Annotated in this window: 25 protein-coding genes and 1 tRNA gene; 14 read left to right on the forward strand and 12 right to left on the reverse strand. The window is 57.1% G+C overall.

From position 1 onward, the window contains the following. The first annotated feature begins 111 nt into the window (after nucleotides 1–111). From GMO_RS09040 to GMO_RS09050, 3 genes are all read left to right on the forward strand, one after another. The gene (locus GMO_RS09040) at nucleotides 112–2,160 is read left to right on the forward strand and encodes a hypothetical protein (protein WP_008852073.1); all 2,049 of its coding nucleotides are present in this window, start codon (nucleotides 112–114) and stop codon (nucleotides 2,158–2,160) included. After that, entirely contained in the window at nucleotides 2,157–2,843 is a 687-nt protein-coding gene (locus GMO_RS09045; RefSeq protein ID WP_040508887.1) for a histidine phosphatase family protein, read from the forward strand. The genes GMO_RS09040 and GMO_RS09045 overlap by 4 nt, the downstream gene beginning before the upstream one ends. Nucleotides 2,844–3,653: 810 nt before the next feature. Then, on the forward strand, nucleotides 3,654–4,970 hold the full coding sequence (locus tag GMO_RS09050; protein ID WP_008852075.1) for a tyrosine-type recombinase/integrase: 1,317 nt from the start codon (nucleotides 3,654–3,656) through the stop codon (nucleotides 4,968–4,970). Nucleotides 4,971–5,115: 145 nt separating this feature from the next. Here the strand turns inward: GMO_RS09050 and GMO_RS09055 are convergent, their stop codons facing one another. The 4 genes from GMO_RS09055 to GMO_RS09070 all read right to left on the reverse strand — a co-directional run bounded on the left by GMO_RS09055 (nucleotide 5,116) and on the right by GMO_RS09070 (nucleotide 8,372). Continuing rightward, nucleotides 5,116–6,264, reverse strand: a complete 1,149-nt coding sequence (locus GMO_RS09055; protein WP_008852076.1) for a DUF4236 domain-containing protein — start codon at nucleotides 6,262–6,264, stop codon at nucleotides 5,116–5,118. A gap of 82 nt (nucleotides 6,265–6,346) precedes the next feature. Further along, complete coding sequence (locus GMO_RS09060) at nucleotides 6,347–7,120, reverse strand: abortive infection family protein (RefSeq protein ID WP_008852077.1); 774 nt, start codon at nucleotides 7,118–7,120, stop codon at nucleotides 6,347–6,349. Between the two features lie 12 nt (nucleotides 7,121–7,132). Continuing rightward, on the reverse strand, nucleotides 7,133–8,158 hold the full coding sequence (locus tag GMO_RS09065) for a virulence RhuM family protein (protein WP_040508890.1): 1,026 nt from the start codon (nucleotides 8,156–8,158) through the stop codon (nucleotides 7,133–7,135). A 34-nt stretch (nucleotides 8,159–8,192) separates the two neighbouring features. Beyond that, a complete protein-coding gene (locus GMO_RS09070; protein ID WP_008852080.1) occupies nucleotides 8,193–8,372 on the reverse strand; it encodes a hypothetical protein in 180 nt (59 codons plus the stop codon). Between the two features lie 310 nt (nucleotides 8,373–8,682). Here GMO_RS09070 and GMO_RS14975 point away from each other — a divergent pair, with 310 nt between their 5' ends. From GMO_RS14975 to GMO_RS09080, 3 genes are read left to right on the forward strand one after another with little or no spacing between them, the layout of a single operon-like run. After that, on the forward strand, nucleotides 8,683–8,874 hold the full coding sequence (locus GMO_RS14975) for a helix-turn-helix domain-containing protein (RefSeq protein WP_175282605.1): 192 nt from the start codon (nucleotides 8,683–8,685) through the stop codon (nucleotides 8,872–8,874). 15 nt (nucleotides 8,875–8,889) lie between these two features. Beyond that, complete coding sequence (locus GMO_RS09075) at nucleotides 8,890–9,093, forward strand: hypothetical protein (protein WP_008852082.1); 204 nt, start codon at nucleotides 8,890–8,892, stop codon at nucleotides 9,091–9,093. A 1-nt stretch (nucleotide 9,094) separates the two neighbouring features. Continuing rightward, nucleotides 9,095–9,838, forward strand: a complete 744-nt coding sequence (locus GMO_RS09080) for a hypothetical protein (RefSeq protein WP_008852083.1) — start codon at nucleotides 9,095–9,097, stop codon at nucleotides 9,836–9,838. A gap of 72 nt (nucleotides 9,839–9,910) precedes the next feature. On the opposite strand, the gene GMO_RS09085 is transcribed toward GMO_RS09080, so the two are convergent. From GMO_RS09085 to GMO_RS13925, 3 genes are read right to left on the reverse strand one after another with little or no spacing between them, the layout of a single operon-like run. Beyond that, nucleotides 9,911–11,257: a restriction endonuclease gene (locus GMO_RS09085; RefSeq protein WP_040508893.1), complete on the reverse strand. Its 1,347-nt coding sequence runs from the start codon at nucleotides 11,255–11,257 to the stop codon at nucleotides 9,911–9,913. Nucleotides 11,258–11,317: 60 nt separating this feature from the next. After that, nucleotides 11,318–12,340: a RhuM family protein gene (gene rhuM, locus GMO_RS09090; RefSeq protein WP_008852085.1), complete on the reverse strand. Its 1,023-nt coding sequence runs from the start codon at nucleotides 12,338–12,340 to the stop codon at nucleotides 11,318–11,320. Further along, entirely contained in the window at nucleotides 12,337–12,579 is a 243-nt protein-coding gene (locus GMO_RS13925) for a helix-turn-helix domain-containing protein (RefSeq protein WP_342632842.1), read from the reverse strand. Before GMO_RS13925 ends, rhuM begins: the two co-directional genes overlap by 4 nt. Before the next feature lie 144 nt (nucleotides 12,580–12,723). Here GMO_RS13925 and GMO_RS09100 point away from each other — a divergent pair, with 144 nt between their 5' ends. The 8 genes from GMO_RS09100 (at nucleotide 12,724) to GMO_RS09135 (ending at nucleotide 20,347) form a co-directional block, all read left to right on the forward strand. After that, a complete protein-coding gene (locus tag GMO_RS09100) occupies nucleotides 12,724–12,951 on the forward strand; it encodes a hypothetical protein (RefSeq protein ID WP_040508898.1) in 228 nt (75 codons plus the stop codon). Next, the gene (locus GMO_RS09105) at nucleotides 12,948–13,364 is read left to right on the forward strand and encodes a hypothetical protein (RefSeq protein ID WP_040508901.1); all 417 of its coding nucleotides are present in this window, start codon (nucleotides 12,948–12,950) and stop codon (nucleotides 13,362–13,364) included. Before GMO_RS09100 ends, GMO_RS09105 begins: the two co-directional genes overlap by 4 nt. After that, nucleotides 13,364–14,920, forward strand: coding sequence for a hypothetical protein (locus GMO_RS14710; protein WP_245528469.1), 1,557 nt, complete (start codon nucleotides 13,364–13,366; stop codon nucleotides 14,918–14,920). Before GMO_RS09105 ends, GMO_RS14710 begins: the two co-directional genes overlap by 1 nt. Nucleotides 14,921–15,105: 185 nt before the next feature. Continuing rightward, entirely contained in the window at nucleotides 15,106–15,918 is an 813-nt protein-coding gene (locus GMO_RS14420; protein ID WP_175282604.1) for a hypothetical protein, read from the forward strand. 539 nt (nucleotides 15,919–16,457) lie between these two features. After that, entirely contained in the window at nucleotides 16,458–16,856 is a 399-nt protein-coding gene (locus GMO_RS09120) for a hypothetical protein (RefSeq protein ID WP_008852090.1), read from the forward strand. Further along, nucleotides 16,853–17,416, forward strand: a complete 564-nt coding sequence (locus tag GMO_RS09125) for a hypothetical protein (protein ID WP_008852091.1) — start codon at nucleotides 16,853–16,855, stop codon at nucleotides 17,414–17,416. The genes GMO_RS09120 and GMO_RS09125 overlap by 4 nt, the downstream gene beginning before the upstream one ends. Next, the gene (locus tag GMO_RS09130; RefSeq protein WP_408734799.1) at nucleotides 17,413–18,483 is read left to right on the forward strand and encodes a DUF7146 domain-containing protein; all 1,071 of its coding nucleotides are present in this window, start codon (nucleotides 17,413–17,415) and stop codon (nucleotides 18,481–18,483) included. The genes GMO_RS09125 and GMO_RS09130 overlap by 4 nt, the downstream gene beginning before the upstream one ends. Beyond that, on the forward strand, nucleotides 18,434–20,347 hold the full coding sequence (locus GMO_RS09135; protein ID WP_008852093.1) for a DUF927 domain-containing protein: 1,914 nt from the start codon (nucleotides 18,434–18,436) through the stop codon (nucleotides 20,345–20,347). Before GMO_RS09130 ends, GMO_RS09135 begins: the two co-directional genes overlap by 50 nt. An 866-nt stretch (nucleotides 20,348–21,213) precedes the next feature. Here GMO_RS09135 and GMO_RS09140 read toward each other — a convergent pair. The 5 genes from GMO_RS09140 to mnmG all read right to left on the reverse strand — a co-directional run bounded on the left by GMO_RS09140 (nucleotide 21,214) and on the right by mnmG (nucleotide 25,511). Beyond that, nucleotides 21,214–21,289, reverse strand: a tRNA-Lys gene (locus GMO_RS09140). A gap of 106 nt (nucleotides 21,290–21,395) precedes the next feature. Then, complete coding sequence (locus GMO_RS09145) at nucleotides 21,396–22,277, reverse strand: ParB/RepB/Spo0J family partition protein (protein ID WP_008852094.1); 882 nt, start codon at nucleotides 22,275–22,277, stop codon at nucleotides 21,396–21,398. Nucleotides 22,278–22,283: 6 nt separating this feature from the next. Then, a complete protein-coding gene (locus tag GMO_RS09150; RefSeq protein WP_008852095.1) occupies nucleotides 22,284–23,087 on the reverse strand; it encodes a ParA family protein in 804 nt (267 codons plus the stop codon). After that, nucleotides 23,077–23,658, reverse strand: a complete 582-nt coding sequence (gene rsmG, locus GMO_RS09155; protein ID WP_008852096.1) for a 16S rRNA (guanine(527)-N(7))-methyltransferase RsmG — start codon at nucleotides 23,656–23,658, stop codon at nucleotides 23,077–23,079. The genes GMO_RS09150 and rsmG overlap by 11 nt, the downstream gene beginning before the upstream one ends. Then, a complete protein-coding gene (mnmG, locus tag GMO_RS09160; protein ID WP_008852097.1) occupies nucleotides 23,655–25,511 on the reverse strand; it encodes a tRNA uridine-5-carboxymethylaminomethyl(34) synthesis enzyme MnmG in 1,857 nt (618 codons plus the stop codon). The genes rsmG and mnmG overlap by 4 nt, the downstream gene beginning before the upstream one ends. Nucleotide 25,512 lies beyond the last annotated feature (1 nt).

A 25,512-nucleotide genomic window follows, 5' to 3' on the forward strand; every position in this document is an offset into this window, starting at 1 on the left:
ATGACGGCTGAAAGTAACATCGGCTCCGCAATACGGAACAGGATAAGGTCTCGCGCTGTGGCGTCGAATAGGCTACCCCCTCTCTGCTGTTGATGAGACAGGAGAACGGGCATGCTGGATGATACTTTGACACGGGGTCTGACCAATGTTCTGGAACGGCCGGATCTCAGAGTCGTGGCGGAAGGGCTGTCCCCTGTTCTGGATGTTTCCCTCTCCCTTCCTTTCCGTCTTGAGGGGGAACTGGCGGTCCGGCAGCCTTTTCCACTGTCATCTATACATCTGAAACTGGGTGCACCCTGTCTTCAGACGCCCCGTCTTGCTCCGACCTATCTGCGTCATGCGATCGAACTTGCGCGTCTGCTGGAGCCCGGAGCCAATCCATGGCTTGCCAGTTTTGCAGCTGCCCGGGTAGCGGCCCTTTTTCATGCGCTGGACACGGAAGACGCCCTGCCGCTTCCGGCTGTTCTGGATGTTTTCAACCGGGATGTGCCTGACAGCCAGACTCTTCTGAAGATATGGCCTGCCCTTGCGGCGTTGCTGCCTCCATTGCCGAATTTTTCCGAAGCGCAGGCAGCCCGGCTTCAGCCGATTCTGGCGTCACTCTGGCCGCTTCTGGCGCCGGCTGAAACGTTGATGAGCAGTGGCGGAGACTCCAGACTGCTGGTTGATCCACGCACGGGGCTGAATCGTTACGCGTGTTCGCATCGCCCGCGACCGTGGGCGATCACTTTTGGTTCATCAACGGCTTCTTCCCTGTCCGAACGGGGATTTGGCGGCGCGGAGCAGGCCCGGCGGGACATGATGAACGCCCTGCTGAGCAAACAGGATCCTGAAACCGTTCAGGAGGGTGTCGTCCGGAGTGCCCGGATGCGGATTGCCCGCCATTACGGGCTGCCGGAAGAAGCAGTTCTTCTGTCCGCATCAGGGACGGATTGCGAAGTGGCAGTTTTGGCCCTTGTGGCGGCACAAGGTGGACGGCCAGTCAGTTCCATTCTGCTGGCTCCGGATGAAACAGGCAGTGGCGTTCCGCTGGCCGCGCGTGGGCGGCATTTCGCGACGGATAGCGCCTGCGCCACACTGGTGGGCAAGGGAGAGCTGATCGAAGGTTTCGATGAAGACACGCGTCTGCTCGGTATCCCGATCCGGAACGAAGACGGGACAGCCCGGCAGGCTGTGGACATTGATGCCGACTGCCGGCGTCTGGTGCACGAGGAGGCTGCGCAGGGACGGCAGGTTCTGCTGCATCGTCTGGACCAGTCCAAGACCGGACTTGCAGCGCCGGACATGACTCTTGTGCAGGCATTGCGTGAAGAGCTTGGCGACCGTCTTAGCGTTGTGGTGGATGCGTGTCAGGCCCGGCTCAGCCCGTCACGGATTACAGACTGGGTGGAGCAGGGTCTTATGGTCATGATCACCGGGTCTAAGTTCTTTACCGGCCCACCTTTCTGTGGCGCCATCCTGCTGCCGGAAAATCTGCCGGAAAATCTGCCTTCCCTGTCACTTCCGGCCGGATTGCGGGCTTATGGCAACCGTGATGAGTGGCCGGCAGGTGCGGATGCGCATGCTCTCAATGATGGCCACAATATTGGTCTGGCCCTGCGCTGGCATGCGGCCCTAGCTGAGATGGACGCGCTTTTTGCCCTTCCGGAAGCGGTGATTCGCTGTCGTCTGACCTGTTTCATGGAGCAGGCGCAGAACATGGTGCAGGAAAGGGGGTGTCTGACTCCGTTGCCGATGGGACAGCCTTTCGATGACGGGCGCTGGGACGCCGTATCAACCATCCTGCCATTTCTGATTGATGATCCCCGATGTCCGGGAACACCTCTTACCCTTGAAGATGCCCGGCGGCTTCACCGCTGGCTGAATGCTGATCTGTCCCCCTGGGTTCAAGAGGGAGAAGCGGCGCTTCTGTGTGTGCTGGGCCAGCCTGTTCCGGTTCCGCACCCGCGTCTGGATGAGCCAGCCGGAGCGCTGCGCCTGTGTGCCGGAGCCCGTCTTGTCTCCGGCGAGCCGTCCCATGAAGGGCTGGATGAAGCCCGGCGTCTGGCGCGGGAATGTGCTGATGCCCGTCGTGTGCTTTCCAAACTGGAACTGATCCTGAAAAACTGGGATATTCTGCTGGACGTCAATCCGGCGCCCCGTTACGCCCCTTTTGCATGACCAGTTCTGACCAAGCGGTCCCGCACGGGCATTTCCTCGATACTCCTGAACTGCCGCGAGGCGTAACACGGTTCTGGCTGATTCGTCATGCTGTTGTAGAAGCCAGCGCCCGCAGGACGATGTATGGCGCGCTGGATGTTCCCCTATGTCGGGAGACCATGGTCAGTCAGCAGGGGGGGTACGCAGCTCTTGCCCGGCGCCTGCCGGAGGACGCCCTGTGGTACAGCTCTCCACTTCAGCGCGCCCGTGATACGGCTGAGGAAATTCGCAGGGCGGGTAATTTCGCGCCTGACGTTACGATTGATGACCGTTTCATCGAACAGTCCATTGGAGACTGGCACGGCACGCCGCATGAGGATTTTCTGTCTCTTCTGACGCTGCCACCTAATCCGTTCTGGTCCATCTCAGCCGCTGAACTTCCGCCTGCCGGAGAAAGCATGCTGGATGTCTGTGCGCGTGTTTCACATGGACTTGAAGATCTGGCGACGGCTCATGAGGGCCGTGATATGGTGATCGTCAGTCACGGTGGAGCTATTCGTGCGGCCCTGGCGCATGCACTGTCCGTCCATCCCGACACGGCTCTTCATTTTACCATACAGAACCTCTCGATCACGATTATTGAACGGATTGATGGTCTGTGGCGTGTTGTTGCGGTCAACGAACTTCCCTTCTTCCAAGGGTGATAGGAAGGGCATCCGGTTTTCAGGATAGATGAAAGAACTGTCCTGTTTCGGTTAGTTTGCAGGGGGATATACGGGTCAGCATGAGGTTGGGTGACCAAGATCATCCAAAGCATACGACATTTTTCACCGGAATTGTTGTTGTGAAATCGGAATAATACGGAAGTATAAAGTCCAAGGTACCCAAAAGACGGGGCGGAAAATGACAGGCATAACTACCGATCTTTGTTCTTGATCCTGACATCAGCCCAACAGGAATATCAATTCCGTCATTTGTGAGCAGATGGACAGAAGATTTTCAAATGAGGCTGGATGGAGTCTAGGAGATTAGGCCCGGCTTCATGAAGCTCAAAGAAAAGGCTGATGATAGCCGCCTAGAAAGGTTCAAGAGACCGCAGATTTTCAAGAGAATAACCGGAGACGGGCATGGTGGGCACACAAGGGCTCGAACCTTGGACCCGCTGATTAAGAGTTACGCCCGGAGAAATGCAGTTAAGGCGCAAGGAAACGCAAAGCCACGCAATAACAACGCTTTACAGAAGCGCGCCTGAGACGGTTCACGCAAAGAGATGCACAGAGACGCCACAGTTGCTATTTCAGATGAGTCCGGATTGAGTCCGCGAAAACCCGTCAGCGGGTCCGGATAGGGGAAATAGGCAAAATGAAATTCAGGGAGCTACACAATTACGGTGTTATAAGTGTTATTAGTGTTACTCACATATATAATATATTGATTTCATTTTGTTTTTCTCCGGTTTCTCCACTAACACCTTTCGATTTTGAAGGTGTTAAAGGTGTTATGGAGCCTCGGGCATGAGGTTTTCAAAACGGGAAATAGACGCTCTCACCTGCCCGCCGGGCAAACGGGACGCGTTATTTTCGGATACGGAGACGAAGGGCTTCCTGGTCCGTGTCACGGCAACCGGGGCAAAGATCTTCCTCTTTCAGTATCGCTACGCGGGGAAGGTCCGTCGCCTCAAGCTGGGAGAGTATGGGGCTGTCACCATTGCACAGGCTCGGAAGATGGCTGAGGAGGCTCGTGGGCGCGTCCTGGCTGGCGGAGATCCAGTAGGCGAACGCAAGGCGGAGGTGGTGGCCTATCAGGCCTCCCTTCAGGAGCAGGCAGCGCAGGCCGCAATAGATGCACTGACCTTGGATGTCCTGATTGATCGCTGGGCCAGCATGGCGCTCAGGGAACATAGCGCGGTCTACAAGAGGGAAGGGCCGCAGCGCATCCGCTATAACTTCCAGCAGTTTCTGGATCGGCCTGCCCAGTCCCTAACTGCCTCTGAGCTTCAGACGCGACTGGATGAGATCGCAGCAGAGCACCCCACCACAGCCCGGCGGCTGCAAGCCTATGCCCGTTCCATGTACGCCTGGGCTGTAAAGCGTCAGCTGGTGGATGATAATCCGTTTATCCGCCTGATCGTGGAAGGACGGGAGATCTCGCGGGATCGCGTTCTGACTGATGAAGAGGTCGGTGAGATATGGCGGGCGGCTGGACAGATGGCCTACCCCTTTGGGCCCTTCTTTCGGTTGCTGTTGCTGACCCTGCAGCGCCGAACAGAGGTTGCGGAGATGCGATGGGAGGAGATCTCGCCAGATCTGACGACCTGGACCATTCCGGCTGAGCGGACAAAAAACAGTAAAGCCCATATCGTCCATCTCTCTGAACCGGCGCGGCATGTTTTGGCGGCATTGCACAGGCAGACAGATCCGAAGACAGGCGCCATTTCCACCTACGTCTTCACTAACACCGGGAGAACGCCCATCTCGGACTTCTCAGGGGCCAAGGAGCGCCTGGAGAAGCTGATCGAGGCGGATCCGGCCAAAAATTCATCGGGAAAAGAAGTCTGCGCCTTGCCTGCGCCGGGCTGGAGGTTGCATGACCTGAGGCGGACGGGTGTGACAGTCATGGCTCGCCTTGGGATTGGACCGCATGTGGCTGATCGGGTGCTGAACCATGTGCAGGGAACGATCAAAGGGGTGGCAGCCGTCTATCAGCGGCATGAGTTTCTCAAAGAGCGGGAGATTGCTCTGGATCGCTGGGCCGTCCATGTCCTTCAGTTGGATAAGGAGGCGGCTCTGGATGGTGCTAGTGGCAAGGTGGTTTCTTTGCGGAGTCCCTGAAACGCAGGAAATCACAAGGGGCCAACCTCTAAATATCGTGCAGGTTGGCCACGCATCTGAGTCTGAAGCGCTCATAGCCCAGTTTTTTTGAGCTACTTTTCCTCTGTTCGGATGGGCAGGAATAGGTAAGTCGCAAATTTTCCGCTTATGAGGCTACCGTCTCATCAGGTGGAGGGATCTGTGGCGTATTATCAATTTCAGGAGCCTGTACGACCTTCAAACGAAGTGGATGAATGGTCGCGATAAAATTTTTTGCGACACCGTTTTTTGAGAACTCGACCAATTCTTGAAGCCCGCTTTCGCTTCTGAGATGTAAGGCTTCGTAGAGACAAATAGGTAGACGAGGATTTACCCTGAAACGTTTATCAGGGCCGCCCTTTTTATTTGGATGTTTCCACGTATGATCAACAACCATTGCATCGGAAGGTACTCTGCCTTCTTCTATGAAGCGGCTATCCTGAGAGCGTAATTGTAGATCGGTGTATCCAATGGCACCCATTTTTTTGCCGTCATCCACAAGAGCCACATCAGGCAGAAAATAAATGGTTTGTTTTCCTACCTTCAAGGAAGGAGGTGTAATGTTGCAGCGTATTTCACGGGGTAAAGCATAGGAAAGGGAAGTTGGCTTCTTTTTGACGAGGTAAGCTGCACCAGCGTTTCTCTTCCAAGTCGTAAGATCCTTAACTGCTCCTCCAGCCTCAATGTGCCATTTTCCATGGCATTTAGACATTCGATCAAACGCGACCGTCATTTGTTGAAAGGCTGTCTGGATATTGTCTTCCAGATTGTAGAGGAGAACCGTTGTACGATGAGCGGCATCGAGGGCATGGCCAACACCCCAAAGGATAGGACTAAGTAGGCCTATGAGTATAAACTCGGGTTTTAGAAATATGGCCATGACCGCAGCCACAATAACCGTTGCCCAGAACAGCAGAGGTGCCGCTCGCATTTGACGGCGTTTGGCGTTCAATTCGTCTAAGATATCTTGATAGGCTTCATTTCGCATTTCCAATACATCACCAGATTCAATCTCTATCATCTGTACGGGATCAGTATTGGGCAGCGTATATGCTGGTTTTTTGAAGGGAGCGTTTGTTCTGCTCTGATATTTTTCTCCCGCTCGACCTATCGAAGCCCGGTAGTAAATTCCACCTCTTCCGGCATGTACATAATGCCCTCTAGGGCCAGTACCAATGCGTAGTCCTCTTACTCCAGCAGAAATACCCATCCCATTTTTTGAAAAATTGAATCGGAAAGGGCCAGCGCTAACAGATTTTCGAATATAAAAAGGCATAAAAATACTTTCTATAAATCAATTTATTTCGGGGCATGTATAATATTTGTGTCTATGGAAAACTATATTAATACTTGTCCATTCAGGTGGAGGCTTTTTCCTTCCATGTCGTAACAAGAAATGACGCCATGGTTCCAGCGAGGTTCACCGCCAATTCAGCATGGCGTGGTTTGGGTTTTATAGGTCGACGCCCCTGCCCATGGGCATCACCGATCTTGTTCCGGATTGAGCCCAGTCCGTTCACCACCGATTGGCAGTTGCCCAGAATGGTCTTGAAGGCATCTTCCTGATGCTGGTGAGGAGCAAGGTTCAGCAATGTGGCTGTAAGGGCCCAGAGCTTTGGCAGGTCAGCTTTTTCGGAATAGGCTTCTCCTGCGTCGTCCAGGATATGTTTGCAGACGGTTTCGAGCAGTGTCCGGGCTGCGGTAATTGCTCCATCGGGATCGACCAAACGGCGATCCAGTGCCTTTTGCCAGATCGCACTTACATGCTCGGGATCAAAGGCTTCCAGAGCTTCGGTCATGGGAGCCACACCTACGCCAGTCGCCTGCGCCTCAAGATAATCCAGCGTTGGCCGAAAGCCGCCCCAGATATATTTCCGGCGTTCCAGATAGGTCCTGTAGCGGGCTTTGATGAACTGCCAGAACTGATCGTTGTTGCGGTGACGTCGTACGAAATCAGGGAGGCGGCTTGATATGGTTGGATCGCTTAAGAGCTCTTGGCGAAGTCGGCTGAACGTCTCTTCATCCATTCTGCTATCGCCTGTGGCGTTGCAGATGAGCGCCATCTGGAATTTTTCCACCTTCTCCAGAAGGGTGCGCTCATCCATTTCATCGTCGTTAAAGTCGAAGCCCACGCAAACCTCCACTCAGTTCGGCCGCTTCTTTGGTCTGCTCTTTGCCAGCTGCTTCACGTTGCCAATGGCTTCCATGAAATGTCGCTCCGCCGGGCTCGGATTTTCAATGGCCCGTTTGCGCCAACGTTCAAATTCTTCAACGCTTTTCAATTTCGCTGTTAACGCGCTGCACTTTCCTGCATGCGTCAACACGTCCCGATCGCCCAAGCGCAGGAAGTCGTCCAGTTTGGAGATCCAATCTTTCATCGTCATTTGCCTGCGGCCCATGGCTTGAAATTCGGCAAACTCCAAGTAGGCAGAAACGATACGATTGAGGGCTGCAATCTCTTCGTCTTCGAGATAATTCTTCGCTATGTCCACGTCTGCCTTACGTGGAGGACCACCTTTCGACTGGTTGGCCCATGACGTAAGGCCCATGTGATCCCGATCTGCGTTGGCTCTGCTATTGATGACTTCGGCCGCTGTATGGCCATGCGCTGCCCAATGCATCTTGTTCTGCACGGCTTGGAAAAACCGGCCGGAGGTCTCCGCTTTCGGATCGTAGTCAACGCTGGTTGCGTAGATTTCCAATACCTTTTTGTAGAACAGCTTTTCTGATGACCGGATGTCCCGGATGCGTTCGAGCAGTTCATCGAAATAATCGGAATCCGGATCCTTCAGGCGCTCGTCATCCATGGCAAAGCCTTTGACGAGATATTCCGAAAGGACTGTCGAAGCCCAGCGACGGAACTGCGTGCCACGTGGGCTGCGGACGCGGAACCCGATAGCCAGAATCATAGGCAAGCTATAATGGGCAACCAGCCTCTCAACCGAGCGGTCGCCTTCAGTTTGAACTATTGAGTAATTCTCAATAGTTGCCTCGCTCTGCTCGCCTTCGGCGATTATCCCTTTGATATGCTTGTTGATATTCGAGACAGTGGTTTGAAAAAGATCGGCGATCTCAGTCTGCGTGAGCCAGACCGTGCCTTTGATCGCTCGAAGCTGGATGGTCTGTTCTCCGTCCTCGGTCGTGTAGAGAATGATTTCGCCGTTGCTCATTGGGTGCGCTTTCTTCAGGATCTGAGTGCAGGCTTCAGGAAGCCCATGGTTCGTGCAGCATAAGGCGGGCAAGACCCTCGTTATCCCCTGTTGATGCGCGTATTGTTTTGGAACGTGCGTTCTTGGCGCTGGTCACAATGATCAGGCCTTTATCGACGCGATACCAGCCGATCCTTTTACCATCTTTCATAACGTCGATCCGCTGGTTGTTCATGCGCTCTACTCCTGTTGGGCAGAGGCCAGCCACACGCCGGGGCCGCCTCCGTTTTGGGGGATGAACTCTACGCCTGCAGGTTCCAAGCTTTTCAGATGCCTGTGATCGTGGCGGCGCACAATATCGTTTCATCTACTTTGAGGTGGTTATTATCACGAAATTGTGAATAACTGTTATTTCTCCCCATTGCGCTTCCTTGCGTCTTATTGCGCGACAAATACCAACGCCAATAAATTCCTAAAATTTCCGCTATTGTCTTAAAAATTCTCTAAGGCAATTCTCTCATCCGGAATGGATTCGGAGGATAATAGTGGAAGAATCCAAGCTTCTTTCTTTAGAAGAGGTTGCGCATTTGGCGAGAGTTACTTCTCGAACGATGCGTAAATATCTCTCGGAACAGAAAGGGCCAGTAATGACCCGGATTGGCGGGCGGGTTTTTGTTCGCCGAGATCATTTCGAGAGCTGGTTAGCGTCCTGTGTGGTTTCGCAGAACGCGTCTTAATTTCAGAGGTACAATATGAAGAAGAAAATGAAGAAAGACCGCAGTCTTTCAAACCGTTTTGCACACCTCAATTCCGGACTTATTTCCGATGTTGAGGCTTCCCAGGCGCAGAAGTCGTCCGGCGTTGCGCGTCGGATGCTCGCCACTCATCAAAAATTATATGCCGATCACGCGCCGGGATCTCCGAAGCAAGCGCTGACAAAATCGGGAAGGGCATAAGATGAACATGGAAACTGCAAAAATCGCTGATTTTCGCCCATTGTCCAGCAGCTTTGATGATCTGAAAAACGCGCTTGTAGCGATTGACGCTGAGATTTCTTCGATCAAATCCGCTTTGAGCGATGGAGAAGTGGCACGAAATGGCCTGCTCTCTACAGGAACTGCGAAAGAGGTCGTTAATCACGATGTCCTTTTGAAAGAAGCCAAAATCTCTTTGGCGCAATTTGAAAAGCTTCGGAAGACCACGGCCGATCAGCTGCGCAATGCTGAAGAAGAAGCCGAGGTGGCCGAATTCCTTGGGAAGATCGAACGTCACAATCAGCTTGTTGCAAGCCTGACCGACTGGAAGGATTCAGAATACGTCAGGATGCAGGAACTGCTTACCATGGGTGTTTCGCTCGCTACCCAGATTAAGGACAGCGAGAAGAAGCTGGAAGCAGCGAGAAACGCATTTGCGTCGCTTCCCAATGATGACCGTAGGCGCTCTCTTCTTGCCGCCCAGGCACCTACTGTCGTGACAGGTATTCGTGGAACCGTCCAGGTCGTGAAATACGGAGCTTCAGGTGCATTCCGGGGCGAGCGTACGGATCTGCTGCCTGAAGTGATCAACCTGCCCGAGCCGCATGGTGGTGGAGAGGTTGCTATGACGGTGTCTCGTCGGTCTGAGAGGCACCGACAGCATGTCCAGCCTTCGACCCGACCTATGGTTACGCGATCTGGCGGCCCTGTAATCACGTACGGGTGACGGCGGCGAGGTTACCACTGCGCAAGAATGGCGGAATGAATGTCCTGGTCTTAGGTATCAGCCATCAGACATTCAAGCCGCCAACCGTTCGCAGAAAGAGGCCAGCTCCTGATGATGCAACAGATGCACACCTGTAGTGGCCGCGATTTGGCGGGCCGGAATGGTGTAGCCGGCATTTGAGACCACGATGGCCTCATCTGCCTGCTGGTGTTGCTTGGCGGCGTAGACTTCCTGCACGGCTTTGTTGCCGACAGGCTGGCTATAGAGTTTGCACTGCACCACGATTTTCCGGCCGCCTTTGGTTGCGATGACATCCGCGCCCTGGTCGCCACTGGCTTGGGTAACGCGCGCATTCCAGCCCGCCTGTTCCAGAAGCAGCGCGCAATGGCGTTCATAGTCGATGGGATCCATCTGTGGATCGAATACACGTGGATCGCTTAGAGGCTTCTGGTTCAAGACGGCGCCTGGTGGTGTGCCTTGGGCCACATCATCAATGAGCTGGCGGGCGCGATCTTGGATCAAAGGCCATTGATCCACCATGTTCCCCAGGCTCAGAAGGGGCAGAAGTCGGCTGCTACAAAAATAATCAATCTCTTTCATCCATCTGCTGACATCGAGAGTTCCGTAGTCATCACGAATCAGCTTCTGAAAGCGCTTGATCTGTAGCGTGCTCGCCTGAGCATAAATTTCTCGTTGTGCAATTTCCCAGGCTTGTTGTTCTCGCTCCATGCGGCGTCGGCGATCATCAGCACGTTGCCAAAAGCGAAAGCCGTAATAGCCGGCTACTCCACAAAAAATCAGTAGAAGAAACAGGATTCCGCCGTAGCCAGAGTTCGTGTCTGGTGCGGATTTGGAAACAGTAGGAGGCGAGACAGGAGAGGCGGGTTCGTTTGGAGCAGAATCTTCTTCTGTGGTCGCATCTTTCGGAGGCGCTGTGTCGTGCCGGGGCTTTTGCCAGCCCTTCGGAAGAATATCGGTGGTTTCGCCAGAGGACTGCGGTGGTGTTTCTGGCTCTGGGCTTACAGGGGCAAGCTGCACCGGTCCGTTTGTTGGGGCCTCAGCAGAAGGCTGAGGAGCTATGGGGACGCCGGAAGATACCTGCTGGGGAAGGAAGAATAGTGGCGGCATGCCAGTGCGTGGCGGATCGCGGCGCAAAAGGAGCAGCCCATTTTCCTGGCTGATCTGTTCCCATTTCTCGCCGGGATCCACCTGAAAGCACCGACCGTCCGTGATGACGAAGTGGACCCAGCCGGGATCGTTCTGGCGCGGATCCGTGTGATTGGCGAGTGCGCGTGTGGCTCGTGGGTTCACACAGGCATAGGACTGCCCGGTGGGATGAAAAACGCCGTCTGCCAAAGCGGTGGCAGGAGAGAGCAGCGCAAGAGCCATGAGAAGCGTTTTGGTATTAAGGCGGCGCATTCTTTCTCCTGACGTTCTCAATGACTGTTCTAGGCGCATGTGAGGTTCTGATGCTGACGCTCAGTCCTGCCTTCTCTTTCGAGTAAGCCGTACAGCTTTCTCGATGTCTTCCAGGGCGACGCTCACGTCTATGTCCGGCTCGCTTTCCGTCTTCTTGCGGTTTGCGAGCTTACGGCCTGCGTCAAAAGTTTCGTATCTTTGGTGAGCAACGGTCTTGGCCTGTGTCTGGGATCGGCTTCCCGGCCCGTGCAGAACAGGGAACTCGTTGCTTTTCAGGAAGGTGTCCAACACCCCTTCCCATTCTTTAAGCTGAATGGTCCGGCGGCGTTGGGCACGAAGCTCGGCCGTATCAAGAAACATCGTGACGATCTGGTTGAGTTCTTGGATTTCCTGATTGCCCAGGTAATTTTTGGCGACCGTGACGTCTTCTTTGCAGACACGCTGCTTTTTCCATGACGTCAGCCCCATGTTCGGGGCTTGAGGGTCTGAACGCGCAATAATCAGTTCTGCAGCTGTGTGCCCTGTGACGGCATGAAGCATTTTGTTCTGGATCGTGGCGTAGAAGTCTCTCGCCACTTGGCTTCTTCCGTCATAGTTCTCGCTGAGCGAGAGGATATCCCGGACCTTGTGATAGAAGCGTGCCTCCGATGCCCGGATTTCCCGGATGCGCCCGAGAAGCTCATCGAAATAATCATGCTTCGGGTCCTTCAGGCGCTCATCATCCATGGCAAAGCCTTTGACGAGATACTCTTTCAGGACGCTGTTAGCCCAGCGTCGGAACTGGGTCCCTCGTGGTGACCGAACGCGCATGCCGATGGCGAGCACGGCGTCGAGATTATACTGGAGCGTATTGTAGGCTTTGCCGTCTGCGGCAGTTATCAAGGATTCCTTGACAACTGAATCGGGGGCCAACTCCTGGTCCGAAAATATGTTGTTAAGGTGAAGGCTGACGTTCTGTTTTGTTGTATCGAATAATTCTGCAATCTCAGCTTGGGTAAGCCAGATGGTGCCCTCGATGGCTCGGAGTTGAATCGTCGTAAGGCCATCTTCGGTGTTGTAGAGAATGATCTCGCCGTTGCTCATCGGGATGTTTTCTCCTTCAGGCGCACGCCGGGGCCGCCTCCGTTTTGGGGGATGAACTCTACGCCTGCGGCTTCCAAGGCTTTTCGAAGGGCTGCGAGATTGTTCGCGTATGGGGTGCGGGCACCTCTCTCAAAATCGACAATAGTCTGGCGCGACACAGACGCAGCCTCTGCCAATTCAGTTTGGCTGATGCCTAGCATTGCACGGGCACCACGGCATTGAGCAGCTGACAGTTCCACCGGACCTCTATCTTTTTGATTGACGTTGGATCAAACCTCTATCAGAGTAATTGAGGTTGGACGTTGTGCCAATCGAAAAGCGGCACGGTTGAGAGCTGGAACCTCTTAACCGCGCCTAACCATAACCCGAGGGAGTACTCGGCAATGGCTATTCATGCCTTTACCACGTCCGGCTTATGCCGGGCAGTGATTGCGTCTGTGCATCTTGCATCTGAGGCAGCCCCTGCTGTTCTGGGTGCAGGCCTGTTCCTGCTTTCCGCCCTGACACTGGCTCAGCCTGAGCACCTGCACGGTCCGGCGAAATCCGTTCATCATCATGCCAGACCCTCGCTTCTGCTGGCGTCTGCGAAAGCGGGAGGAGCACGGCCATGACGCACAATCAATCCAAAGCCAGAACGGCGACTGTGACCGGTCTGGCCCGTCTCGCTGGGCTTGCTGCCATTACGGGAGCAGAGGCCATCACGGCGGACTCAGTGACGCTCTGTGCGCCCCCAGCTGATGCGCGTCTGGTCGGACTGTGTGCGGATCTGACCGAGATAGAACAGTGGCGGCAATCCCGGCTCGCAGGGAGGTGCAATTTTCCGGCTGTCCAGTTGGGTGGATTGTTGGCCCAGCGTCAGCTTCTGATTGCCGACGTCTGCGAAACGAAGGCTGCAACTCGGGACGGCCTCAAAGCCAAAGCCCGCGCTGTTCGGCTGGTGCTAGGTGACGCTGTGGTGCCGCGCAACATGCGGGAAGCCCTGATGCGCTCTCTGCTGGAAGACATGCGGGGAGGGCTTCTGTGATGATCGAGGCAATACAGGGGGCAGAGATTGCTGCCGGGCCTGAAGACGTGTCTGTGGCGTCGGGACAGCCGGATGAGGCTCTGATCCGAGCCTGTCAGGAGCTGATCGGACTTGAACGGAGACGCATCCAGCAAGAGGCCGATCCTATGGCGCTTCCTGCGGTGTCGGCTCTTTGGGAGAAGAACTTCCGCCGGGCATTGGACTGCGCGTGTTCGCTGCCGGCTCTGACGATTGAGGGACAACGGGCACGGGCAGAGGCGTTGCAGTTGATCGGCGGCGGTGTTGCAGACGACATCGAGGCATCGCCTACGGAGCGGCTTTCTTCCGCGCTGGCGCGTGATGCAATGCGTGCGCCTACCGTGAGTGTGCGGAATGTCAGGGTTGATGGCGCGTTGGTTCAGGCTTGTGACGCCTTCGTATCCGCGCTGGATGAGCGGAATCGTATGCGGATTGAGCGGGATGCGAACCCCTCTGATGGCCGCCGCTGGGCTGATAGGCATGCGTCTCTAGAAACGCGGATTGAGATGCTCATGCAGGAGATCGTGTCACGCCGGGCTTGTGGGCCGGAAGGCCGAACAGCGCAAATGCGGGCGCTGCTGGCGGCTCAAGGGCCGTTGCGATCATTCGATGAACTGATCGCCCATGCGCCTGACGGGTTCGGACGGCTTGTGCATGTGGTGTTGCGGGATCTAGCGGCGGAGCAGTCAGCACAGGAGGTGCCGGATAGGGATGCTGCGTCAAAATGTGGCGACGGTGCTGATGCTGTTCTGGTCCGTCTGTGTGGTGAGTTCGTCCAGGTGATGCGGGCCAAGGATGAACTGATGGAAACAGATCCTGCCAGCCCTGAGGCTCAGGCTGTGTCTGATCGGGCGCGTGAGCTGCTGGATGATCTCCTGGTGCAGCGGGCGACAACGCCGGAAGGACATAAGGCTCAGATGGAAGCTCTGGCCGCGCTGGGGCGTCCTCAGATGGATTATGATCGTCTGATTGCCGAGGCTCCGGACTGGTTCGGGCAGGTGGCTGCGGCGATCCTGCGGGATCAGGCGCAGGTCATGCGCGGTGGCCCGGCGCAAGTGCCTGCTGCCGCTTCTGTGGATGTGCTTGGGCCCTATGAGGCAGTGCAGCGAATGCGCCGCGCCCAGCGCCTCAAGGATCAGCGGACTGATGCAGAAGATGACCTAGCGGGACCTACAGTGATTGCGCAGAAGAGGCGGCTTGCTCTGGATGCCGCTGCGGCCGAAAGCGTGGAGCTTGCGCTTCATGACATGCTGCCGCTCTTGCCATCCGTCTCTCTGGCTGATGCTGCTGTGCAGGTCTGCGCAGCGTTGGAAACGCTCCGTGCAGTGGATCTTGAGCCAGTGGGTGGGAGCGCTCCTCTGTACCGCTCAGAGAATGTGACGCGGGTGGTGAGGTGCTTGTCCTCTGCGTTGCCGGTTCTCATGAAAGCCAGTGAGCGCGATCTGAGCGAGGTGGTGGATGCAGTAACGCTCCAGATGCCAGACCAGGAGCATGGACTGTTCGGGCAGCTCTGGCAGGGCGTGGAGATGCCGGCATGAACGGGACTGCATTACGATCGAGCGGTTCTACGCGGGCCGGTTCTGTTCAGGGCTTGTTCTCGGTTTGCACGGGGCGCATGGTTGGAACTGGCGCGGCTAGGTCTGGCCGCCGAACGCCGGAACCCCACGTCTGGCCCGCCGCGCCGCTCCAGTTCATGCGTGGGGACGGCTGGCGTGGGGCGGCTATGGAAGAAACTACCGGTAAATGGGTAGGGCTGGCTGATGCCTTGCGTGAGATCGTCTCTGCGCAGGTCTGGGATCAGTGCCGTGTCGCTTGGGAGGCCTGCGCAAAGGATGGTCGCTATAACGAAATCTCGGAAGCTGTTCGGAAAAGTCGGATACGTTTCAGTGTCTCAAAATTGCCTTCCTCATCTCCGGCATTATATCGGCCTGTTCCGCAAATCCCTGTAGAAATCCAGGCATTAGAGACTGCTCTCAATACCATGAGAGATGAATTTCGGTCTTTTGCCTGTGCGTCTGGGGAAAGGTGTCGGATCTTCGAGGACAAGGGTTCTTATCAGCCACCTGGCGGCGTCTGGAAGGATTGCAGTTTCGTCCGGCCTCCGAAATCGAGTTCTTCCTTTTTTGAGGATTTCATCGGATCTCTTACGATCCGGATATGGCTTCCCAAGTCCAAGTTTATTCGTCTTGCTTACATCCAAATATTCCGGGCGGAAGAAACTGCTGCATCTGAGCCTGCCGTCTCCAGTGTGAAAAAGTCGGGCGGTCCCGGTCGACCTGAGAAAGCAGAGACCACGTTTGCCAGAAGTGTCGCGCGTGCCTGGTTGGAAGAAGAAGGTGAGCTTTTTAAAGAGCGTGGAAAGCAGGCGGAATGCGAGCGGTATGTTCTAGATCAGCTCGCAAAAAAAGATCTGAAGCTCAGTCCGGCCAAGGTTCGAACGGTGGTCAAAGAAGAAAGCGCAAAGCTGGCGGCAAAAAAAGCAAGCGAAAAGCTAGAGGCAGAAAAGGAAAAGGCCCGGAAATCTGCCAATAATTGAAATAGTCAGTAATTCATTTCTGACCTAACTGGCCGACATTCCAAGACGTTCCTGAACATCCTCGCATCATTCGGACACGGCGTGACGCTGCTGTTTGAGACGCAAGGAAGGTAAAAATTCATGCTTTCTATTAAGGACAAGGGGTCATCCCCTGCGCCGCTGGTCGTGTCTGAGCGGCAGGCTGCTGCAATGACTGGACTAGGTTATCGGACCCTTCAGGCGATGCGGCTCAGTGGCAACGGGCCTGCTTTCGTCCAGCTGAGTAAGCGGCGTGTCGGTTATAGCGTTGCGGAGTTGGAACGCTGGATTTCTGAGCGCTCTGTGCAGTCCACGGCTGACGCAACAGTACGTTCTCAGAAGGGGCGGCCAGCATGCTGACAAATTCTCATGCTGCTCCCTCTGCTGTGTCTCGGGCTTCTCAGGTGGGTGTCCTGCTCTGGGCTCCTCCGGCTGATTCAAAGCCGAATATCTTGGTCCGCTTCCTGAAATTCTGTCGGGGGTGTGACGACTATGTTTGGAATAGTTTTTGGCGGCCAGGCATGGACGAAACGCTTCGGCGGCATGGCCGCTATCAGTTCCGGCCTGTCCCTTCTCAGGCTGCGGTGGTTGGGCTTATGGCGGCCTGGTCCGAATTGCGGAAGATCCTCTTAGCTGATGATTCTTTCGCGGCTTTGGTCCAAGCGAATGGGGAAAAAGAAGCCGCAGATCACTTTCAGTCTCTCAAAGCAGCGCTGATCTGGTTTCGGATCAGTCTGGATGAGGATCTTCGTGCAGTGGAGGCTCGCCGCTGGCTTGATGCCATTGGCTGGCAGAGCATTCTTGCACTGGCTGGAAAGCGCGATAGAGCAGCGGAAAGACTGATCGCTGGAAAGGCGATCGTCGGGTTGGCAGGCGACATTGTAGTTTTGCGCGGCTCCTCCCGAGAGGGCACGCCATGAGTGTCGGTTTTGTGCAATTCCGTCTTGGGGTTGCTGAACTGGCGATCCTGGGACTGCTCTTTCCGGCAGAATGCGACGATCTGCCTGCATGGACTATGGAGGAAAGGGCGATCTTTCGCCGCGCTGCTGACCTGGTGGCGCAAAAGGGTGATGATCTGCTCGTTCCGCCCGGCGCCGGATGGGATGCGCTTTCTGAGGCGCAGTGGGAAGCCCATGTGCGGGAGCCGGGGTGGTGGCCCTTAACGTGGATGATGGCGGGGCCAGACGGCGCGTGTTGCGAGCAGTTTCATGACCTGACGCTTCCTTTGCTCTGGGGGGCAGAATGGCTCCTGATGGAATTGGAACGGCGGCGCTTTGCCTATGCAGATCCGGCGATCAGGGCAGCGTCTAATCTTATACGGCAGGCCAAAGCCCGTCTGGATGTGTTGCGTGAGCGTGAAGGTGGTGTCGTCAATGACGTGCCGGATCTTCATGACGCCTGCACTACCCTCTCGGACGCGCTGCAAGGGCGCTGCCCTGTTCTCATGGTGTGGCCTAATCTGGAGCCTGAACCCGTATGAGGTACGACGCGGGCACGCTCTCACGGATGCTGGCAGAGCGCATTGGCGCTCTGGCGCGGGAGCTGCTGCCGAACGGTCGAAAGGACGGTGCCGAATGGCGGTGTGGCTCTCTGGCTGGCGAAAAGGGACAGAGCCTTGCCGTCCATCTGAATGGTTCCCGGGCAGGTGTCTGGGCTGACTTCAGTTCAGGCGAGCGCGGGGATGCGCTGGATCTGGTGGCGGCCGTCCTGTTCGCGGAAGATCGGCGGGAAGCGATGAAGTGGGCTGTCAGCTGGCTGGGGCTGGGTGACGGAGTTGCGCCGACCTTTCGGGCTCCTGAGCGCAGGCAAGTTGCGCTGGATCGCGGGCGTGAGGATCTGGATCAGGAAGCCCAGCGCAAGCGGGCATCCGCGCGGAAGCTCTGGCATGACACTCCGGCCGGTATCGCCGGAACACCGGTTGAGGCGTATCTCGCCGGGCGGGGCATTATTCTGCGTGAGCTGGGCCGTGCTCCTGGTGCGCTGCGGTTTAATCCGTCTGTCTGGTGTGCCGAGGTGCAGAGACCGCTTCCCGCCATGATCGCGGCCATCTGCGGACCATCCGGAAAGCTGGTGGCTGTGCATCGGACCTGGTTGGGTGAGACGCCCGGCGGCGGCTGGGTAAAGGCCGACCTTCAGAACGCCAAGAAGGTGCTCGGATCATTCGCGGGCGGATGCGTGCGCCTGTGGCGTGGGGCATCAGGCAAAGCTCTGGGCGTGGCTCAGGAAGGTGACGTGACGGTCATCGCGGAAGGTATCGAGACGGCGCTGTCCGTGGCTGTGGCCTGCCCCGAGTTCCGGGTGTTGTCGGCTGTGTCACTTAGCAATATGGCGGCCGTCGCTCTGCCGGACACTCTCAAAGACATCATCATCGCGGCTGACAATGACAGCGGGAATGAAAAAGCCCGTCGCGCTCTGGAAGCCGCTCTCAAGAAATTCGCATCGCAGAGCCGCACAGTTCGGCTCGCCATGCCTGAAATCGTACATGGAGACTGGAACGATGTCCTCCGGGGAAAAGACACAGACGGGAAGCCAGAGCGGCCGGTCTGATATTCGCAAGGGAATTGAGAACGCCAAGGTGGTCCAGTTTCCAGAAGCCAATCAGGGCAGCGCGAAGGCGCAGGAGGTCAGTGAAGACCGGCGGTTCATTTATCGAGATGATGGGATCTGGCGTCGGAATGGTGATGGCGCTCCCTTTTTCCTCTGCGGTCCCGTCCAGGTGTTGGGAGAATCACGTGATGAGGCTGGGCAGAACTGGGGGTTGCTTCTCGCCTGGCATGATCGTGACGGTCATCGGCATGAGGAAGCCTTTGCGCGTGCCCTGATCGCTGGTGATGGTAATGAGATCCGGGCGCGGTTGGCAGATGGCGGCCTGACGCTGGGCGCAGGCGCTAAAGCCAAGGCGGCTTTCCTGGAGTGGCTGGCGAGTTTGCGGAATTCTGAGCGGGCCAGAAGTGTCACGCGGATCGGCTGGCATCGGTTTGGTGGCGGGGATGTGTTTGTCCTGCCAGATGAAACGCTGGGAGAGACCTCTGAGCGTGTGGTGTTGCAGACGTTGGATCGTGAAGCATCGCTGTTCGGGGTGGCCGGCACGGTTGAGGACTGGAAGATCCAGATTGGTGCGCTGTGCATGAAAAACAGCCGGCTGGTCTTTGCCGCGTCCTGTGCGTTTGCCGCGCCGCTTCTGGGGCTGCTGGGTGAAGAAGGCGGCGGTATCTCGTTCAAGGGCTCCAGTCGGTTGGGCAAGAGCACGGCTTTAAGGGTGGCGGCGTCGGTCTGTGGTGGCACGTCTCAGAATGGGGCAGGAGGCTATATTCGCTCCTGGCGCTCTACTGGAAACGGGATCGAAAGCACGGCGCTGGCGAGCTGTGATGTGCTGCTGCCTTTGGATGAAATTGGACAGCTGGATCCGCGTGAAGCTGGTGAGGTCGCCTATCTGCTTTCGAACGGGCAGGGCAAGGCGCGTGCTTCTCGCACGGGTGGAGCGCGGACCGTGGCGCGGTTTCGCATTCTCTTTCTGTCTACCGGTGAGCTCGGGCTGGCCGATCTGAACCGGGAGGCCGGAAAGGCGACAAAGGCCGGGCAGGAAGTGCGGTTTGCGGATCTGCCTGCTGATGCCGGACATGGACAGGGACTGTTTGAGCATGTCCATGACCACGACACGCCGGACGCCTTTGCCCGTCATCTGCGGGTGGTCACGGGGCAATATTTTGGTGCGCCGCTGCGTGCCTTTCTCCATCAGCTCACACAGGAGCTGGCGCAGTCAGGGAATGAAGTTGTCCAGGATCGGCTCCGGGCCCGGATGGGTGATATCATGCGTGAATGGTTGCAGCCCTATCCTGAAGCTTCGGGACAGGTGCGGAGTGTTGCTGCCCGGTTTGCGATGGTGGCGGCGGCCGGTGAACTGGCGACGCAATATGGACTGACAGGCTGGGATCTGGACACGCCCGGCGTGATGGCTGGGATCTGCTTCGAGGCGTGGCTTGCAGAACGGGGCACGGTTGGACGGCGGGAGGATGAGCAAGCCGTGGCTCAGCTACGCGATTTCATTGCCAAGAATGGTGAGGCGCGGTTTGAGCGCTGGGTTGATCCTGTCCAGGCGGATGCCGCGCAATCAGAAGAGAGCCAGCCGCCGGGCGAACGGTTCCGGACTCAGAACCGGGCAGGCTGGAAGCGTTGGATGAAGGGAGACGGCGGACGGTATGAATGGCGCTACTTCCTGACCGCTGAAGGGATGTCCGAAGCTCTGGCGGGGCTGAACCGGCGCAATGCTGTGCAGACGCTGATTGAGACGGGATATCTGCTGCCGGGGAAGGCAAAGAACTCTGCAGTCATTTCTCCGCCTGGTCATCGCAACGTCAGGGCCTATGAGGTGAAGGCGTCTATCCTCGGAACGGAGGAGGGGGACCGCTGAGGCGGTCTCCTTTTGCTAGGGTCTGACAATTCAGGAGCAGACTCTTCAGGCAGCCGGGCGGCAAATCATTCGATCGGAAAAGAGGGTGGGGGCTTCCACCGCCGGGCGCAAAGCGCCTGGGCATTGGAGGGCCAGTGTCTACCGCATTCTGCCTGCTGGGTCCTGAGATCGGACTGGTCCGGCGCGGCCCGGATGTGTGGTCTGCGCGGTCAGCGCAGGAAGTTTCCTTCCCGCAATTTTCGTCTTGTTATGCGTTATGCGCATGGCTTGTCCATATGAGGCTGGCAGAGCGGAGTTGAACCCAGAAGCGACCGATAGAAGAAAACCGCAGTTTTCCGGGAAATTGTGCGAGCGATCAATAACACCTTTTAGAAGGTGTTACGGGGCAATCCCAAAAGGTGTTATTGAAAAGACCATATAAAACAATGGGTTGCGAGGCGAATAACACCTTAACACCTTTAACACCGTTTTTGATGCTAGGTAGAGAAAGGCAGAGCCAATACCCTCGGAAGTATGCAAAAAACGCATATCTCTCGAAGGAGGAAAGGGGTGGCGGGGGAGGGGGCCCGGAAAAACGTTTGGGTCCTTCCTGGAGGGGGTGCCATCCGGGGGTAGTTCGCACCCCGGTAAGAGGCACTTTCTGCATAAACCGAAAAATGGGTTTGTGTTGTTGTTGTTGCTGTTGAGAGCGTGACGTTCCGGGGTGGCCCATGCTGGCAGCAAAAAGGCCAATGTTTTTCAGATGAGTCCGGATTGAGTCCGGGAGATTCGCAGAGTCCGCAAAGCCACAATCCAGCAAGAGCCTTGTAGGCTGCTGGGACAGTCTAAAAATCGCAGATTTTCAAGGGAATAACCGGAGACGGGCATGGTGGGCACACAAGGGCTCGAACCTTGGACCCGCTGATTAAGAGTCAGCTGCTCTACCAACTGAGCTATGTGCCCATGGCCCGTCTACCGGTGGACCGCTTTATAACGGCAGGATGGGTTGTCCTGCAAGAGGGTTTTTCCATTTCAGGCTAAAAAATGGAAAAACTGTCTGGAGAGGGTCTTATTCTGGTTTCAGAAGCCGGAGGACGCCTTCGAACTGTTCCAGCGATTTGTAATCGATCTTCAGCGTGCCGCCTTTTTTTCCGTCATAGGAAATGTGGACCTTCAGGCCGAGACGAGCAGAGAGATCGCGTTCAAGCTGGACAATTTCGGTGTCACGGCGCGTCTTTTCTGGTTCCCGGGTCTCGCTTGTCCGACCAGCGACGAGGGCTTCGGTCTGGCGGACATTGAGGCCGCGCTCCAGAACGATTCTTGCGGCGGCGGTGGGATCCGGGTGGCCGAGAAGGGCACGCGCATGCCCGGCTGACAGTTCACCCCGACGGACATGGGCCCGCACGGCGTCGGGCAGGTTCAGAAGGCGCATCATGTTGGTGATGTGCGGCCGTGACTTGCCGACTGCGCCTGCCAGTTCTTCCTGTGTCAGGGTATAGTCCGTGATGAGGCGTTGCAGACCTTCTGCTTCCTCGATCGGGTTCAGATCGGCACGCTGTAGGTTCTCGACCAGCGCGGCCGCCATGGCGTCCGTATCGTCAAGCTGGCGGACATGAACGGGCACATTGTGCAGGCCTGCCAGTTGGGATGCGCGCCACCGGCGTTCGCCTGCGATGATCTGATAACGCTCTGGATTCTGGGGATCGGGACGGACAAGCAGTGGCTGAAGCACGCCTCGTGACCGGATGGAATCCGCGAGTTCTTCCAGTCGCTCGGGGTTCATGTCCAGGCGGGGCTGAAAGGGACTGGGCTCCAGTACATCGACGGGCAGGGAAGTATGCTGGGGAGTAGGCGCATTGGGCCGGGTAGCACGGGCCAGTTGCGGAGCCTGATCGCCCAGAAGAGCGGCAAGACCGCGACCAAGACGGGGAGAGCTGTCTTTTTTGGCCATCGCGCCTTACGCCTTCTTCCTGCTGTCAGTTCGTTTCATGAGTTCTTCCGCCAGCGCCAGATAAGCCGTTGCGCCTGTGGAGCGGGCTTCATAGTGCAGCACGGGACTGCCGTGGCTCTGTGCTTCGGAGATGCGGATATTACGGGGGATCAGGGTTTCGAAGACCTGCTCTCCGAAGAAGCCGCGGGCGTCCTGGGCCACCAGTTCGGAGAGATTGTTGCGGCGGTCGTACATGGTGAGCACGATGCCTTCGAGGTGGAGATCGGCATTGAAGGCACGACGGACGCGGTCAATCGTGCGGACGAGCTGGCTGATACCTTCCAGTGCAAAAAACTCACACTGTAGCGGAACAAGCACGGCATCGGCTGCGACCAGTGCGTTCAGGGTCAGCAGGCCGAGGCTGGGGGGACAATCGATCAGGATGGTATCGTACTGGCCTTCGAGGGCGCGCAGGGCATCCCTTAGACGGTATTCCCGCCGTCCATCGCCGATCATCTCGATTTCCGCACCTGCCAGTTCGTTATTGGCGGTGATGATCGAAAGATTGTCAAACTGGGTTGGTTGGGCCAGGGCGTCCGGTTCGGATTCCTGCATCAGGGCGGCATAAGTACCTGTGCTGCGCTGATCGTATTCGATGCCGAGACCGGTGGACGCGTTGCCCTGCGGGTCAAGGTCTACCAGCAGGACGCGCTGCCCTTTTGCCGCCAGGGAAGCGGCGAGATTGATGGTTGTCGTGGTCTTGCCGACGCCACCCTTCTGGTTGGTGACGGCAACGATCCGGGTAAGGGGGGATGCAGGATTAGACGACACGCTTGAAATCACTGACCTTGATGATGGCCCCGCCGCCATCGGTGCGGCTGGGCAGAATGGTGGAGGTCATGTGCCAGTCACGGCTTGCCTCGGTCAACTCTTCCGGGGCTTTCTGACCTTTGAGAAACAGGCAGACGCCATCCTCCCTGAGAAGGGGGCGCGCCCAGTTCAGAAGCTTGTTCAGGGGGGCAAGCGCACGGGCAGTGATGATGTCTGCCGGCGGTGGGAATGCGGCTTCGATCCGCTTTGGAATGACGGTGACCTTTGCGCCGCAGATACGGGCAGCTTCCCGCAGGAAGGCACATTTGCGCTGGTCGGATTCAATAAGGGTGACGGGATTATCCGTCGCGATGGCAAGGATCAGGCCGGGGAAGCCTCCGCCGGAGCCGAGATCCGTGATGGTTGCTCCCGCCGGAATCAGTTCCGCAAGCTGAAGGCTGTCTTCGATGTGGCGGGGCCAGAGAGATGCCACGTCACGCGGGCTGACCAGATTGATCTTCGTGTTCCATTGCGCGAGCAGGTCGGCGAAGCGTTCCAGTCTTGCGTGCGTTTCACGTGAAACGGTGGTCATGACAGCGTCCTTACATGCGCCAGCAGAGCCACGAGCGCGGCAGGTGTGACCCCTCGGACACGCTGCGCCGCTGCAAAACTGGTGGGACGGGCCTGCGCCAGACGCTCACGCATCTCGCTGCTCAGGCCGCCAATGGCAGTGTAATCCAGATTGGCAGGAAGCGCGATGGCGCTTTCAGAGGCAAGCTGTCTGATCTCGCGTTCCTGACGGTGAAGGTATCCACCGTATCGCGCTTCAGTTTCCACGTGACGTTTCACACGCAGCGGCAGCATGGTGAACCAGGGGGCAAGGCTTCCCAGCTTCGTGTAATCTCCATTGCTGGCGAGCACGTCCAGCAGGGTCCGCCGTCGACCATCCAGCGAGACTTCAAACCCGGCATCCCGCAGAACCTGTGGCAGAAAGGTCGTGTCAGCCGCTTTGCGCATGGCGGCATCAAGGGCGTTTTTCTCCGCAGTGAAGGCTGTCTGTCGCGCGGTAAGGACACATCCTGCCGCGATGCCTTTTGGTGTCAGACGCAGGTCCGCGTTATCCGCCCGCAGGGTCAGGCGGTATTCGGCGCGGGAGGTGAACATGCGATAGGGTTCGCTGATGCCATGCAGGGTCAGGTCATCGATCATGACACCCAGATAGGCCTCGCTCCGGTCAAGGATCAGGGGAGCGTTGCCTCCGGTGGCTCGTGCTGCGTTCAGACCCGCCAGCAGGCCCTGTGCGCCCGCTTCCTCATAGCCGGTTGTGCCGTTGATCTGTCCTGCCAGATAAAGGCCCGGCAGGTTGCGCAGTTCGAGGGACGGCATGAGTTCACGGGGGTCTACGTAGTCGTATTCCACGGCGTAACCCGGTGTCACGATCCGTGCTTTTTCCAGTCCGGGCATGGAGGCGACCATCAGGGCCTGCACGTCAGCCGGGAGGCTGGTGCTGATGCCATTCGGATAGATCAGATCGCCACCCGGGCTGTCGGGCAGGGCTTCGGGTTCCAGGAAAACCTGGTGGGATGCCCGCTCGGCGAAGCGGACGACCTTGTCTTCAATGGAAGGGCAGTAACGGGGTCCCCGGCCTGCAATGGCGCCTCCGTACATGGCGGAGCGTTGCAGGTTTTCCGTGATGATACGGTGCGTCTCGGGCGTGGTCTTGCTGATCCGGCATGAAATCTGCGGATTCGTGATATGGTTGGTCAGAGTGCTGAATGGTTCGGGCGTCTCGTCACCCTGGTCTTCGGGAAGGCTGTCCCAGTCGATGCTGTTCCGGGCCAGACGGGGTGGGGTCCCGGTCTTGAGACGTCCCATGCGCAGGTTGCGCTTTTCAAGTCGTTCGCCGAGCTTTGTGGCTGGTGGGTCGCCAATCCGGCCTGCGGGTTTCTGCTCATGGCCCACATGAATAACACCCCGGAGAAAGGTGCCAGTTGTCAGAACGACGGCGCCGCATCTGAAATTCCGGCCATCCTCGCAGATGACGCCGCAGATGCGTCCCTTTTCTTCGATCAGATCACCAGCCGCGCCAACCATGATGGTCAGGTTGGGTGTAGCGGCCAGAAGATCCTGAATGGCGGCACGGTAGAGCGAGCGATCGGCCTGTGCGCGAGGGCCGTGTACGGCTGGTCCTTTGGAGCGGTTCAGGAGTTTGAAGTGAATTCCGGCCCGGTCAGCCGCCCGCCCCATGAGGCCGTCGAGCGCGTCGATCTCCCGTACAAGATGGCCTTTGCCGATACCGCCGATCGCCGGATTGCAGGACATGGCGCCGACGGTTTCGAGTCTGTGGGTCAGGAGGAGCGTCCGGGCTCCGAAACGCGCAGCCGCAGCCGCGGCTTCACAGCCGGCATGTCCGCCGCCGATCACGATGACATCGAAATCGCTCAAA

The sequence above is a fragment of the Gluconobacter morbifer G707 genome (assembly GCF_000234355.1).
GTDB classification, from domain to species: Bacteria; Pseudomonadota; Alphaproteobacteria; order Acetobacterales; family Acetobacteraceae; genus Gluconobacter; species Gluconobacter morbifer.